The 13,725-nt window shown below is 70.5% G+C and carries 12 protein-coding genes; 8 read left to right on the top strand and 4 right to left on the bottom strand.

Annotated elements, in window-relative coordinates; translation table 11 throughout:
• Positions 1–97: 97 nt before the first annotated feature.
• Entirely contained in the window at positions 98–757 is a 660-nt protein-coding gene (locus M8J73_RS29085) for a YceI family protein (RefSeq protein ID WP_055543152.1), read from the bottom strand.
• Between the two features lie 271 nt (positions 758–1,028).
• Between M8J73_RS29085 and M8J73_RS29080 the strand changes: the two genes are divergently transcribed.
• Positions 1,029–1,553, top strand: coding sequence for a hypothetical protein (locus M8J73_RS29080; protein WP_055543235.1), 525 nt, complete (start codon positions 1,029–1,031; stop codon positions 1,551–1,553).
• Positions 1,554–1,767: 214 nt separating this feature from the next.
• A complete protein-coding gene (locus M8J73_RS29075; protein ID WP_249829278.1) occupies positions 1,768–3,462 on the top strand; it encodes an RNA polymerase sigma factor in 1,695 nt (564 codons plus the stop codon).
• Positions 3,463–3,489: 27 nt separating this feature from the next.
• On the opposite strand, the gene M8J73_RS29070 is transcribed toward M8J73_RS29075, so the two are convergent.
• Together M8J73_RS29070 and M8J73_RS29065 are read right to left on the bottom strand one after the other, a co-directional pair.
• Positions 3,490–4,185, bottom strand: a complete 696-nt coding sequence (locus tag M8J73_RS29070) for a glycerophosphodiester phosphodiesterase (RefSeq protein ID WP_249829277.1) — start codon at positions 4,183–4,185, stop codon at positions 3,490–3,492.
• Positions 4,186–4,219: 34 nt separating this feature from the next.
• Positions 4,220–5,287, bottom strand: a complete 1,068-nt coding sequence (locus M8J73_RS29065) for an adenosine deaminase (protein ID WP_249829276.1) — start codon at positions 5,285–5,287, stop codon at positions 4,220–4,222.
• 1,167 nt (positions 5,288–6,454) lie between these two features.
• On the opposite strand from M8J73_RS29065, the gene M8J73_RS45305 reads away from it, so the two are divergent.
• Positions 6,455–7,075, top strand: a complete 621-nt coding sequence (locus M8J73_RS45305; protein WP_249829275.1) for a DUF4190 domain-containing protein — start codon at positions 6,455–6,457, stop codon at positions 7,073–7,075.
• Positions 7,076–7,155: 80 nt separating this feature from the next.
• Here the strand turns inward: M8J73_RS45305 and ybiA are convergent, their stop codons facing one another.
• Positions 7,156–7,722 (bottom strand): riboflavin biosynthesis intermediates N-glycosidase, encoded by a 567-nt coding sequence (ybiA, locus tag M8J73_RS29055; protein WP_206187941.1) that lies wholly within the window; start codon positions 7,720–7,722, stop codon positions 7,156–7,158.
• 211 nt (positions 7,723–7,933) lie between these two features.
• On the opposite strand from ybiA, the gene M8J73_RS29050 reads away from it, so the two are divergent.
• The 5 genes from M8J73_RS29050 to M8J73_RS29030 all read left to right on the top strand — a co-directional run bounded on the left by M8J73_RS29050 (position 7,934) and on the right by M8J73_RS29030 (position 13,708).
• The gene (locus M8J73_RS29050) at positions 7,934–9,469 is read left to right on the top strand and encodes a gamma-aminobutyraldehyde dehydrogenase (protein WP_055540688.1); all 1,536 of its coding nucleotides are present in this window, start codon (positions 7,934–7,936) and stop codon (positions 9,467–9,469) included.
• A gap of 83 nt (positions 9,470–9,552) precedes the next feature.
• Entirely contained in the window at positions 9,553–10,797 is a 1,245-nt protein-coding gene (locus M8J73_RS29045) for a polyamine ABC transporter substrate-binding protein (RefSeq protein ID WP_055540687.1), read from the top strand.
• A gap of 8 nt (positions 10,798–10,805) precedes the next feature.
• Positions 10,806–11,975, top strand: a complete 1,170-nt coding sequence (locus tag M8J73_RS29040) for an ABC transporter ATP-binding protein (RefSeq protein WP_055540686.1) — start codon at positions 10,806–10,808, stop codon at positions 11,973–11,975.
• Complete coding sequence (locus tag M8J73_RS29035; protein WP_055540685.1) at positions 11,975–12,907, top strand: ABC transporter permease; 933 nt, start codon at positions 11,975–11,977, stop codon at positions 12,905–12,907. The genes M8J73_RS29040 and M8J73_RS29035 overlap by 1 nt, the downstream gene beginning before the upstream one ends.
• Positions 12,908–13,708, top strand: a complete 801-nt coding sequence (locus M8J73_RS29030) for an ABC transporter permease (RefSeq protein WP_055523717.1) — start codon at positions 12,908–12,910, stop codon at positions 13,706–13,708.
• Positions 13,709–13,725: the final 17 nt, after the last annotated feature.

Genomic DNA, 13,725 nt, shown 5'->3' with positions numbered 1-13,725 from the left:
GGTCGTCGCCCGCGTAGCGCGCCATGGCTGCCGAGCCGCCCGGGGTGTGGGCCCCGGGCGGCCTCGTCGTGTTTGCCTGGTGCTCCTCGTGGGCTCGTCAGGCCCCGGGGAACTGGCGGATCGCGGCGAGGTCGAACTGCAGCCGGACCTTCTCGCTGACCATGGCGCCGCCCTCGGCGAGCCGCTGGTTGTAGGTCAGGCCCCACTCGGAACGGTTGATCGTGGTCGTGCCGTCGAAGCCGACCCGCTCGTATCCGAACGGGTCGACGACATGGCCGATATAGGTGAGTTCGAGGTCGACGGGACGGGTGACGTTCTTGATCGTGAGGTCGCCGGTCATGCGGTAGACATCGTTGCCGACGAGGTCCACCGCCGTACTGGCGAAGCGCATCCGGGGATAGGTCGCGGCATCGAGGAAGTCCCGGCCGACCAGATGGGCGTCGCGTTGTTCCACGCCCGTGTCGACGGACGCGGTGGACAGCAGGATCTCGGCCTGCGAGCGGGACGGGTCACGGCCGTCGAAATAGAGCCGGCTCTCGTACTGCGTGAAAGCTCCGCGCACGGTCGTCACCAGGGCATGGCGGACGGAGAAACCGATACGACTGTGCGCCCGGTCGATGATCCATTCTCCGGTCAGCCCCGCCAGGGCGGGATCCAGCGTGCCGGTGGGGGCGGACGCCGGTGAATCGTGGGGGAGTTGTCGGTCAGTGGGGGGAGCCGGGCGGCGCAGCGACGCAGCACGGTTGAACAGGTTCATGATTCACGTAACTACGGCAGTTGGGAAAGGGCCGCAAGCCTTCTTCAAGAGCCGCGCACACGGTCACCACGAATTGCCCGTCGCATTCTCCTGTCATTCGCCGTAATTCGTCGAACCGCGGGCGGGTCGCGAAAAGCGGGAAGAATCGCCTTATTGGCGTCCGGAGGTGTCGGGCGCGCCCCGCGGGGTTCGGTGGTGGGTGAGGGGTGGGCGAGGAGTGGGCGAGGGGGGCGCTTTTGAACGTGTTCAAGTCCGGGCGTACGCTCCTGCCATGAGCGACAGAGCCGCCCTGGTGAAGGGCATCCGTGCGTGGCTGGTCTTCTTCGTCGTCTGCCTGGTGCTGAGCGGAGCCACGGCCTTCCCGCTCGTCCACGAGCTGCGCTGGACCGAGGAGTTGATGCGGTCGCTGTCCGTCGGTGACCATCTGCCGGGGCTCATGGAGTGGATCGAGCGGGTGCGTGCCGGGCTGGACGAGGCCGACGCCGAGTATCCGTTCCTGCTGTACGGCACCGACTGGCTGGCCTTCGCCCACCTGGTGATCGCGGTCGCCTTCTACGGGCCGTACCGCGACCCGGTGCGCAACATCTGGGTCGTCGAGGTCGGGATGATCGCCTGCGCGGGGATCGTCCCGCTGGCCCTGATCTGCGGGCCCGTCCGCGGCATCCCCTTCTGGTGGTCGCTGATCGACATGTCGTTCGGGGTGTTCGGCGTGATCCCGCTGTACGTCGTGTGGAAGCGGATCAAGCGGCTGGAGGCGCTGACGCCGGTCGCGCCGCCGATGGCGGCCACGGCCTGAGGATCCCGGTCGCGTCACGGGCCGAAAAACTGTTATCGGCGGCGCCCGCGTCCCGTCTCCACACCGACGCCTGTTTCCCCACGTACAGGAGCGCGCCGCAGGGGACGTGTGATCTCCGCCTCGCGGGTCCCCCCTGCCGCGGGAACGGCTGAGAAGGTACGGAAAACAGCCGATTGAGCACGGTGCACCCCCCCCGGGGCCGAAAGGAACGTACGTGGACGGGCGGCAGTGGCGCTCCACCATCGCGGACGCACAGGCGGGCGACCGGCGGGCCCTCGACGAACTGGTCGAGGGCTGGCTGCCGCTCGTCTACAACATCGTCGGCCGCGCCCTCAACGGTCACGCCGACGTCGACGACGTCGTGCAGGAGACCATGCTGCGCGCCGTCGACAACCTCGGCGCCCTGCGTGACCCGGACAGCTTCCGCTCCTGGCTCGTCGCCATCGCGATGCGCCAGATACGGGAGCGGGCGCGACGGCGCACCACCGACCGGCTCGCCGACAGCGACGGCCACGACGCCGCCGACTTCGCCGAACTGACCGTGCTGCGGCTCCAACTGGAGGGCCAGCGACGCGAGGTCGCCGAGGCGGTCCGCTGGCTCGACGACGAGGACCGGCAACTGCTCTCCCTGTGGTGGCTGGAGGTCGCCGGCGAACTCAGCCGACGCGACCTGGCGGCCGCCGTCGGCATCAGCCGGCAGCACGCCGCGGTGCGGGTGCAGCGGATGAAGGCCCGCCTGGAGACCGCGCGCGGCATCGTCCGGGCCCTCGACTCCTCCTGCGCCGACCTCAGCCAGGTGACCGCCCGGTGGACCGGGCAGCCCGACTCGGTGTGGCGCAAGCGCATCGCCCGGCACATCCGCGGCTGCGACCGCTGCGACGGCCAGGGCAGGCGCGGCGAGGCCGTCGTACCCGCCGAGCGTCTCCTCGTCGGCCTCGCCCTCGTCCCGGTCCCCGTCGGCTTCACCCTGTCGCTGGCGTTCGGCGGCAAGACGGCGGTCGCGGCGACGGCCGCCACGGCGTCCGTCGGCTGGTCCGCCAAGGTGCTGGGCGCCCTCACCAAACCGGCGGTGGCGGTGACGGCGTCCGCGACGATCGTCGCCGGTGGCGCCTACGTGGTGACGAAGACCCCCGAACAACGGCCCCCGCGGGCGGCGCCCACGGCACTGAGCACGGCCCGCCCGCAGGCCCCCGCCCCACGCCGTTCCCCCTCCGCGCCCGTATCCTCGACGTCCCCCAGCCCGACCCCGTCACCGTCGACGTCGCCGAAGAAGAAGCACGAGGCGTCGTACGGCACGGTCGTGGACGCCGTGGACCGGGCGCCGGACCCGGGCACCCCGCCCCGCGCCCTTCCGCGCCGGCCCGAGACGGGGATCGAGAGCACCGCGGGCGCGCGGGCCGTGATGAACCACCGGGGCGAGAGTGTGACCCTCAAGGGCGAGGGCTACATCCTCGTCCGCTGGCAGCTCGCGCCGCAGTACCGGCCGGGCTCCCTGGTCATGCCGGCCTGGACCGGGCTGAAGGGCAGGCTCTTCCATGTCGCCTCGGGCGGCGGCCGCCGCATGGACGACCCGGTGTCGCCGGACGGCCGGACCAGCGGCATGGGCGGCCCCGACATCGGCTACATCGTCCTTCCCGACGGCACCCAGCAGATGTGGCAGAACGAGTACTTCTACCTCGACGGCACGGTCACCCTCGTCCAGAACGAACGCGGCGCCGACTACAACCTGTCCGTGTTCCCCTCCTCCCGGACCGCCGTCGAGGACGACGTCAACCGGGGCCCCGACCAGGATGCCCTCCGCTACGGCCTCGTCCGCGACAACGGCACGGACACGACGCCCGTGCCGCAGTACGTCACCCGGGAGACACCCGAGGACGCGGCCACGGTGGCCCAGCGGTCCGAGGTGTGAGGGCGACGCGACCCGGGCGCGCGGTCGTCAGGTCCCGTTCCGCAGCGCGCACAGCGTGTCCACGCGGTTCGTGGTGATGGAGTCGACCCCGAGGTCCACCAGCCGCCGCATGGAGCGACGGGTGTCCGGCGTCCACACGGACAGCAGGTAGCCGTCGCCGTGGACACGGTCCGCGAGGGCCCGGCTCACCAACCCGAAACGGTAGTTGAGCCAGCGGGGGCGTACGGCGGCGAGCAGGGCCGGGCGGGGCGGGGCGAGGGTCTTCCAGGTGAGGGCGATCTCGGCGTCGGGAGCGACGGCCCGCAGGGCGAGCATGGTGTCGGCCCCGGCGCTGTAGTACACCCGCTCCTGCGCCCCGCACTCCTGTACGAGGCCCACGACCTGCCGTATCGCCCGGCGGTCGGCCGCACCCGGCAGGTCGATCATGACCCGGCTGGCCCCGGTGACGGCCAGGGCCTCGGCCAGCGTCGGCACACCGTCCGCCGTGAGCCCCCGCACCTCGGCGGCGGACAGCGCCGCGAGCGGCCGGTCCAGCTCCCACAGCCGCTTCAGGGTGGAGTCGTGGAGCAGGACCGGTACGCCGTCGCGGGTCGTCCGTACGTCGAACTCGACGGCGTCCGCGCCCAGCGCGAGCCCCGCACGCAGCGAGTCCAGGGTGTTCTCGCGGTGGCGGTACGGGGCGCCGCGATGAGCCACGGCGGTCACGGTGCGCAGGGGGTTCATGGTGCTTCCGGTGCGGGTCGTCTTCCGGTGCGGGTCAGGGGGTGAGCCAGGCCGAGGTGTAGGTGTCGATCTCGGCGGCCAGCCGGGCCTTGCCGGGCTCGTCGAGAAAGGCCGCCTCCACCGCGTTCTTCGCGAGCGCGGCCAGCCCCGGCTCGTCGAGGTCGAGGAGCCGGGCGGCGACCGCGTACTCGGAGTTGAGGTCGGTGCCGAACATCGGCGGGTCGTCGGAGTTGACGGTCACCAGGACACCGGCCGCCACGAACTCCTTGATCGGGTGCTCGTCGAGGGTGCGGACCGCGCGCGTCGCTATGTTCGACGTGGGGCAGACCTCCAGGGCGATCCGGTGCTCGGCGAGGTGGGCGAGCAGCTTCGGGTCCCTGGCGGAACTCGTGCCGTGGCCGATGCGCTCCGCGCGCAGTTCGTTGATCGCGTCCCAGACCGTCTCCGGCCCGGTGGTCTCGCCGGCGTGCGGAACGGAGTGCAGTCCGGCCGCGATGGCCCGGTCGAAGTACGGCTTGAACTGCGGCCGCTCCACGCCGACCTCGGGCCCGCCGAGCCCGAACGACACCAGGCCCTCCGGGCGCAGCCGGTCGTCGGTGGCGAGCCGGACGGTCTCTTCGGCCGACACGAGTCCCGCCTCGCCGGGGATGTCGAAGCACCAGCGCAGTACGGTCCCGAACTCGGCCTCGGCCGCCTTGCGGGCGTCCTCGATCGCGTCCATGAACGCCCGCTCGTCGATGCCGCGACGCGTCGAGGAGTACGGCGTGATGGTCAGCTCGGCGTACCGCACCTGCTGCCGGGCCAGGTCCCTGGCCACCTCGAACGTCAGCAGCCGGACGTCCTCCGGGGTGCGGATCAGGTCCACGACGGACAGGTACACCTGGATGAAGTGCGCGAAGTCCGTGAACGTGAAGTAGTCCGCGAGGGCCTCGGGGTCGGTCGGCACCTTGGAGTCGGGGTGGCGGGCGGCGAGCTCGGAGACGATCCGGGGGGAGGCGGAGCCGACGTGGTGCACGTGCAGTTCGGCCTTGGGCAGGCCGGCGATGAAGGCGTGCAGATCGCGGGCGCCGGTGCCGCCGGGCGCGGTGCGGTGGTCGGTCAAGGTTCCTCCCGGGAACAGCGTCCTGCCCGGACCGATGGTCTTCGTCGGGGGACGCGGGTGATCGGCTGATCGATGACTCGGGGATCATCGTAGGCGGCGAGATCCGCGTCGGGGGCCTCGGGCTTTAGCATGACCGACGGTACGGCTGATGGTGCGCCGTCATCCGGCTGTCCGGTCATTCGGTACGGCGCACGGGATCAGCGGTACTACGGGATCAACGCGAGACGCAACGCCACGACGCGGAACGGAACAGAGGGGGACCCGCGCATGTCGTCCGACGAGGCCACGACCCCGGCAGACCCGCCGATACCGGCAGACCCGCCGACACCCCGGGGGGCTTGGGTGACGCCGGGGGAGGGTGCGATATCCGGCGAGGGGGCCGGCACGGAGGCGCAGACCGATGCGTCGGCCGGGACGCCGATCGAGGGGACTGCTGACGGGGAGGCTGCCGCGCCCCCCTCGGAGGGGTCGGAGGGGGAGGGCGCCCCCGGGGACAGGCCGTCCGTCCCTGAGGACCGTGTGCCGTCGGCGCCCACCCAGAAGGTCGTGTTCGACAAGCCTGCCAGTGCCGACGTGGCGGATGCCGCTCGCGTATCGCTCGACAAGCCTGCGCTTGCGGACGTGGTGGATGCCGCCGTGGCGGATCCTGCCCGGGTATCGCTCGACAAGCCTGCGCTTGCGGACGTGGTGGATGCCGCCGTGGCGGATCCTGCCCGGGTATCGCTCGACAAGGCGGCCGCCGGTGCGACCGGCCCCGCCCCCGGTGCGACGAACCCCGCGCCGGTGTCCGCGACACCCCGGCCCTGGGCCGGCCCCAGTGGGGTCGCGGCCCCCGCCGCGCAGGAGCCCGGGACCCCTCCCGCATGGACCCCGCCGTCCCCCACCGCGTCCGGGGCCCGCGACCCCTTCGCGCCACCGGTCGACACGACGGTCTTCCCGGCGCCCGCGCCCCAGCCCCACCCGGCGAACCCCTTCGCCCCGCCCCCGGCCGGAACGACCTCACCGGCGCCGGTGTCGGCGCCGCACGCCGCCAACCCCTTCGCTTCCCCCGCAGGGCCTCCGCACCCTGCTGCGCAGGGGCCCGCCCCCAGCAACCCGTTCGCCCCGCCCTCCGACGGGACGCCGACCTACCCGGCGCCCGCGCCCTACGCCGCATACCCCCCGCCCGTGCCCGCCGGGGCCTACCCTCCGCCGACGTCGATGCCCGGCCCCGGTGCTCCCTTCGCTCCGCAGGACCCGGCAGCCCACACCTACCCACCCCACCTGCCCGGCGCGATGAGCGGTGCCCCCGTGCCGCCCCCGCCGATCAGCCCCGACGGACCCGGGCAGTTCCCGTACGGCTATGCGCCGTACCCGGGCGGCGGCCCCGGCCCGGCCGGGCACACGCATACCTCCGGTTACGGTTGGCCGCTCATGCCGCCCCCGCCGAGCAACGGGATGGGCATCGCCTCGATGGTGCTCGGGATCTGCGCGGCCACCCTCTTCTGTATGTGGCCGCTGGCGATCCTGCTGGGCGTGATGGCGGTGATCTTCGGCATCATCGGCCGAGCCAAGGCGAGCCGGGGTGAGGCGACGAACCCCGGGCACGCGCTGGCAGGGATCATCTGCGGCATCGCCGGCTTCCTCATGGGCATCGGCTTCTTCGTCCTGATCGTCGTGGCACCGGACGGCACGGACGAGTCGGACACCGACGTCTTCGACGACGGCTACGACACGTCCCTGTCCCTGGTCCTACCGACCGAGAACACCCCGCCGCCGCTCGCCCACCCCGCTACGCCGAGCCGATAGCCCTCCAAACCCACCTCCGCCGGCCCGCCGCGGTGGGGCTCCCAGGGCCGCGGGGGCCTGCGGTCACCCCAGGCCCCCGGCTACCCCTCCTCCCCCCGCAGCAGCCGCTCCCGTGCCTCCATCAGGGCGAAGCCCAGCAGGTTGGGGCCGCGCCAGCGCGTGGGGTCCATCGCGCGTTCGTCGTCCGCCGCGAGGCCGATGCCCCAGACGCGGTCCAGGGGGCTGGCCTCGACGAGGACGCGGCCCGTCGTGCCCAGCAGCCAGGCCCGCAGATCGTCGTGAGCGGCGAACTTGTGGACGCTGCCCTCGACGACGATGCCGAAGCGCTCCCGCTCCCACAGGGCCTCGTCGAAGCCGCGTACCAGGCGCCCCACCTTCTTCGCCATCGCGGGGTTCGACGCCGCGACGGCCTTGCGCTCCGCCTCCACGTCACCGAACAGCCGGGCCTTGGACGCCATCATCCAGTGCTCCGCCGTCGCGTACTCCACGCCGTCCACCGTGAACGGCGACGGCCACCACTGACTCAGACAGCTAGGCCCCACCCGGCCGTCGGGCCGCGGACGGTGCCCCCAGAAGTGCAGGTACTTGACCCTCGCCCCCGCCTGGACCTCGCTGATCAGCGCGTCCCAAGAATCGATCTTCAGCATGCCGACGAGTGTGGCACCCGCCACGGACACTCCGTCCCCGATTTTCACCTGCGACTGGACACCTGGTCGACAGATTCCGTCGCGTAACCAAAAGGCAACAACGGAATCACTTGTTGATGCCCCATCCCTCTGTCAGGATCGGCACTCAAATCGAGCTGGAGCTACGCCACCCGCCCCCAGGACACAGGGGGACAAGGCGGAGGAGAGCGACATGCAGAACCCGGGCACCGCCACCCCGGACCGATTCCCCGCGCAGGAACGCTTCGCGGCCGGCGCGCAGTACATCGCCGGCCGCCTCACGAAGGGCACGTCGGGTCACACGCACGCGGTCGTCGACCCCGCCACCGGCGACGAGGTCCTCACCTACGAGCTGGCCGGCACCGACGACGTGGAGGCGGCCGTCGCCGCCGCCCGCCGCGCGTTCCCGGGCTGGGCCGGGGCCACGCCCGGCGAGCGGTCGGACGCGCTGCACCGGTTCGCCGCCGTGCTCGCCGACCGGGCCGAGGCGTTCGCGCGGGCCGAGTCGCTCCAGTGCGGGAAGCCGCTGAAGCTCACCCGCGAGTTCGACGTCCCCGGCACCATCGACAACACGGCCTTCTTCGCGGGCGCGGCCCGGCACCTCCAGGGCCAGTCGGCCGGTGAGTACTCCGGGGACCACACCTCGTACGTACGGCGCGAGCCCATCGGGGTCGTCGGCTCCATCGCCCCCTGGAACTACCCCCTCCAGATGGCCGCCTGGAAGATCCTCCCGGCGGTCGCCGCGGGCAACACGATCGTCCTGAAGCCCGCCGAGCTGACCCCGCTCACCTCGCTGCTGTTCGCGCAGGCCGCCATGGACGCCGGAATCCCGGACGGTGTGATCAACATCGTCACCGGCACCGGCAGGGTGGCCGGCGAGCACCTCGTCGGGCACCCCGATGTGGCCATGACGTCCTTCACCGGGTCCACCCCCGTCGGCAAGCGGGTCGCCGAGATCGCCACCGCCACCGTCAAACGGCTCCACCTGGAACTCGGCGGCAAGGCCCCCTTCGTCGTCTTCGACGACGCGGACCTGGAGGCCGCCGTGCACGGCGCCGTCGCGGGCGCCCTCATCAACACCGGGCAGGACTGCACGGCCGCCACGCGCGCGTACATCCAGCGTCCCCTCTATGAGGCGTTCGTCGAGCGCACGGCCGCCCTCATGGAGACCGTCCGGCTGGGCGACCCCTTCGCGCCCGGCACCGACCTCGGCCCGCTGATCTCGCACGTCCAGCGCGACCGGGTCGCCGGGTTCGTGGACCGGGCGCGCGGCTACGCGCGCGTGGTCACCGGCGGCGAGGCGCCGCAGGGGGAACTCGCCAAGGGCGCGTACTATCGTCCGACCCTCGTCGCCGACGCCGCCCAGGACAGCGAGATCGTCCAGTCGGAGATCTTCGGCCCCGTCCTCGTCGTCCTGCCGTTCGACAGCGACGACGAGGGCATCCGGCTGGCCAACGACACCCCGTACGGGCTCGCCGCCTCCGCGTGGAGTCGCGACGTGTACCGGGCGGGCCGTGCGACACGGGAGATCAAGGCCGGGTGCGTGTGGGTCAACGACCACATTCCGATCATCAGCGAGATGCCGCACGGCGGTTATAAGGCGTCCGGCTTCGGCAAGGACATGTCGGCGTACTCGTTCGAGGAGTACACGCAGATCAAGCACGTCATGTTCGACAATACGGCGGTGGCCAGGAAGGACTGGCACCGCACGATCTTCGGGGACCGCTAGTCAGACCGGGGTCCGGCCGCCCGACCTCCGGCCGGACCTCGCCACCCTCCCGAAAGGGCACCTCCCGAAAGGGCATCACGCGCATGGAGCAGTTCGAGCCCGACCGCCTGTCCCCGGCCCAGGTGGCCGCCATGCGGCGCAGTCTCAGGAACGGCAGGGCCGCACTGAGCCGCCGTTCGCTGCTGCGCGCCGGAACGGGCGGCGCGCTCGCCGTCGGCGCGCTCGGCACGCTGAGCGCCTGCGGCATCCCCGCGGCGAAGAACACCGCGGGCGTCTCGTCCGAGGACCACTCGGCCAAGGAGAAGGAGATCGCCTTCTCCAACTGGACCGAGTACATGGACGTCGACGACAGCGGCAAGCACCACCCGAGCCTCGACGCGTTCACCGAGCGCACCGGCATCAAGGTCAAGTACACCGAGGACATCAACGACAACGTCGAGTTCTTCGGCAAGATCAAGCCGCAGCTCGCCGCCGGTCAGGCCACCGGCCGCGACCTGATCTGCGTGACCGACTGGCTGGCCGCCCGGCTGATCCGCTTCGGGTGGGTCCAGAAACTGGACCCGTCCAACCTGCCGCACGCCTTCATGAACCTCTCCCAGCAGTTCCGCAGCCCGGACTGGGACCCGGGACGGGCCTACTCCTACCCCTGGCAGGGCATCTCGACCGTCATCGCCTACAACAAGAAGGCCCTCGACGGCGAGGAGGTGAAGTCGGTCTCCGACATGCTCGACAACCCGAAGCTGAAGGGCCGCATCGGCTTCCTCTCCGAGATGCGCGACAGCATCGGGATGACCCTGCTCGACATGGGCAAGGACCCGGCGAAGTTCTCCGACGACGACTACGACGCGGCGATCGCCCGCCTCCAGAAGGCCGTCGACCAGGGCCAGATCCGCCGCTTCACCGGCAACGACTACACATCCGACCTGAGCAAGGGCGACCTGGCGGCGTGTATCGCGTGGGCCGGTGACGTCGTCCAGCTCAAGGCCGACACCCCGGACGTCGACTTCGTCATCCCCGACAGCGGCTACATGACCTCGACCGACAACCTGCTGATCCCGAACAAGGCCCGCCACAAGACCAACGCCGAACGGCTCATCGACTACTACTACGAGCCGAAGCCGGCCGCCGAACTCGCCGCGTACATCAACTACGTGTGCCCTGTGGAGGGCGTGAAGGCGGAGCTGGCCAAGATCGACGAGGACGCGGCGAACAACCCGCTGATCATCCCCGACGCCGCCATGGCGGCCAAGTCCCACGCCTTCCGCTCCCTCACCCAGAAGGAAGAGACGGCGTACGAAGAGAAGTTCGCGAAGCTGACGGGGGCGTGACGAGGACCATGAAGACCACACAGAACAGCAGCGGTGACGTCCGCCTCACCGGCATCGGCAAGACCTACGGCTCCTTCACCGCCGTGCACCCGCTCGACCTGACCGTGCCGGAAGGTTCCTTCTTCGCCCTCCTCGGCGCCTCCGGCTGCGGCAAGACCACCACGCTGCGGATGATCGCCGGCCTGGAGGAACCGTCCCGCGGAACCGTGTCGCTCGGCGACCAGGACGTGACGCACCTCCCGCCGTACAAGCGGCCGGTGAACACCGTCTTCCAGTCGTACGCCCTCTTCCCGCACCTCGACATCTTCGAGAACGTCGCCTTCGGACTGCGCCGGCGCGGTCTCAAGAGCGTGAAGAAGCAGGTCGACGAGATGCTGGACCTGGTCCAGCTCGGCGAGCAGGCGCGCAAGAAGCCGCACCAGCTCTCGGGCGGCCAGCAGCAGCGCGTCGCCGTCGCCCGCGCCCTGATCAACCACCCCAAGGTGCTGCTCCTCGACGAGCCGCTCGGCGCCCTCGACCTCAAGCTGCGCCGCCAGATGCAGCTGGAGCTGAAGCGCATCCAGACCGAGGTCGGGATCACCTTCATCCATGTCACGCACGACCAGGAGGAGGCCATGACCATGGCCGACACGGTCGCCGTGATGAACGGCGGCCGGGTCGAGCAGCTCGGCTCCCCGGCCGACCTGTACGAGAACCCGAAGACCACCTTCGTCGCCAACTTCCTCGGCACCTCCAACCTCATCGAGGCCGAGGTCGACTCCAGGAGTGGCGAGGAGATCGTGCTGAAGGCGGGCGACGGCAAGCTCGTCCTGCCCGAGGCGCGATGTGCGGCGCCCGCCACCACCGGCGGCAAGGTCCTCGTCGGCATCCGCCCCGAGAAGATCACCCTGACGCACGCGGACGACGCGGGCGAGATCCCGGTCGGCCGCAACCGCATCACCGGGAAGATCGCCGCGACCAGCTTCATCGGGGTCTCCACGCAGTACGTCATCGACAGCTCGGTCTGCCCCGAGTTCGAGGTGTACGTACAGAACATCGACCGCGACGCCCGCCTCGTCCCCGGCGCCGACGTCGTCCTGCACTGGAGCCCGGCCCACACCTTCGGACTGGACGCCGCGCAGTCCCTGCTTGCTGGGACAGCGGGCTCCGCGGGTGTCGAAGAGGGGGCGGCCCTGTGATGTCGACCCTCGCCGAAGCCGAGGCGCCACCGCCCCTCGCCCCCGTACCGACGGAGAAGCCGCCCCGCAGAAGGGGCCGCTGGACGCCGTACCTGCTCCTCGCGCCCGGTCTGATCTGGCTGCTCGTGTTCTTCGCGATGCCGATGGTCTACCAGGCCTCCACGTCCGTGCAGACGGGCTCCCTGGAGGAGGGCTACCAGGTCACCTGGCACTTCGCGACCTACTGGGACGCGCTCAGCGAGTACTACCCGCAGTTCCTGCGTTCGGTGCTCTACGCCGGCACGGCCACGTTCCTGTGCCTGCTCCTGGGCTACCCGCTGGCGTATCTGATCGCGTTCCGAGCGGGGCGGTGGCGCAATCTGATCCTGATCCTGGTGATCGCACCGTTCTTCACCAGCTTCCTGATCCGCACCCTCGCCTGGAAGACGATCCTCGCGGACGGCGGCCCGGTGGTCGGCGCCCTCAACTCGCTGCACGTCCTCGACGTCACCAGCTGGCTCGGCCTCACCGCGGGCGACCGTGTGCTGGCCACGCCGCTCGCGGTGGTCTGCGGCCTCACGTACAACTTCCTGCCGTTCATGATCCTGCCGCTCTACACCTCGCTGGAGCGCATCGACGGACGCCTGCACGAGGCGGCGGGCGACCTCTACGCGACCCCGTTCACCACCTTCCGCAAGGTCACCTTCCCGCTGTCCATGCCCGGTGTCGTCTCCGGCACCCTGCTGACGTTCATCCCCGCCAGCGGCGACTACGTGAACGCCGAGCTGCTCGGCTCCACCAACACCCAGATGATCGGCAACGTCATCCAGAGCCAGTTCCTGAGGATTCTCGACTATCCGACGGCGGCGGCCCTCTCGTTCATCCTCATGGCCGCGATCCTCATCATGGTCACGGTATACATTCGCAGGTCCGGGACGGAGGATCTGGTTTAAATGGCCTTCCTGAACTGGCTCAAGCGGCATCTCGTCGTCATCGCGGGACTGCTCACCCTCGGATATCTGCTCCTGCCCAATGTCGTGGTCACGGTCTTCTCCTTCAACCAGCCGAAGGGCCGCTTCAACTACGAGTGGCAGGAATTCTCCACGGCCGCCTGGACCGACCCGTGCGGCGTCGCCGACCTGTGCGGGTCGCTCTCGCTCAGCCTCCAGCTCGCCGCCTGGGCGACCCTCGGCGCCACCGTCCTCGGCACGCTGATCGCCTTCGCGCTCGTCCGCTACCGGTTCCGCGCGCGGGGTGCCGTCAACTCGCTGATCTTCCTGCCGATGGCGATGCCCGAGGTCGTGATGGCCGCCTCGCTGCTCACCCTGTTCCTCAATCTGGGTGCTCAGTTGGGTTTCTGGACGATCCTCATCGCCCACATCATGTTCTGCCTCAGCTTCGTCGTCGTCGCCGTCAAGGCGCGCGTGATGTCGATGGACCCGCGGCTGGAGGAGGCGGCGCGGGACCTGTACGCCGGCCCCGTCCAGACGTTCCTGCGCGTCACCCTGCCGATCGCCGCTCCCGGTATCGCGGCGGGCGCGCTCCTCGCCTTCGCGCTCTCCTTCGACGATTTCATCATCACCAATTTCAACGCGGGCTCGACCGTCACCTTCCCCATGTTCGTCTGGGGTTCGGCACAGCGTGGAACGCCCGTCCAGATCAATGTCATCGGTACGGCCATGTTCCTGATCGCCGTACTGTTCGTGGTGGCCGGAATGGTCGTCACGAACCGCAGAAAGCGGCAGAAGGCATAGCGCCGCCCGTCGAAATT

It is taken from the genome of Streptomyces neyagawaensis (assembly GCF_023516595.1).
Taxonomy (GTDB): Bacteria; Actinomycetota; Actinomycetes; order Streptomycetales; family Streptomycetaceae; genus Streptomyces; species Streptomyces neyagawaensis.
This window is presented reverse-complemented; position numbering and strand designations above follow the sequence as displayed.

Bases quoted from the DNA above. Each gene is read 5' to 3' on its own strand.
- M8J73_RS29040 (WP_055540686.1), top strand. From the start codon at position 10,806: ATGAAGACCACACAGAACAGCAGCGGTGACGTCCGCCTCACCGGCATC.
- M8J73_RS29030 (WP_055523717.1), top strand. From the start codon at position 12,908: ATGGCCTTCCTGAACTGGCTCAAGCGGCATCTCGTCGTCATCGCGGGA.
- M8J73_RS29070 (WP_249829277.1), bottom strand. From the start codon at position 4,185: ATGAACCCCCTGCGCACCGTGACCGCCGTGGCTCATCGCGGCGCCCCG.
- M8J73_RS29045 (WP_055540687.1), top strand. From the start codon at position 9,553: ATGGAGCAGTTCGAGCCCGACCGCCTGTCCCCGGCCCAGGTGGCCGCC.
- M8J73_RS29085 (WP_055543152.1), bottom strand. From the start codon at position 757: ATGAACCTGTTCAACCGTGCTGCGTCGCTGCGCCGCCCGGCTCCCCCC.
- M8J73_RS29080 (WP_055543235.1), top strand. From the start codon at position 1,029: ATGAGCGACAGAGCCGCCCTGGTGAAGGGCATCCGTGCGTGGCTGGTC.
- ybiA (WP_206187941.1), bottom strand. From the start codon at position 7,722: ATGCTGAAGATCGATTCTTGGGACGCGCTGATCAGCGAGGTCCAGGCG.
- M8J73_RS29050 (WP_055540688.1), top strand. From the start codon at position 7,934: ATGCAGAACCCGGGCACCGCCACCCCGGACCGATTCCCCGCGCAGGAA.
- M8J73_RS29035 (WP_055540685.1), top strand. From the start codon at position 11,975: ATGTCGACCCTCGCCGAAGCCGAGGCGCCACCGCCCCTCGCCCCCGTA.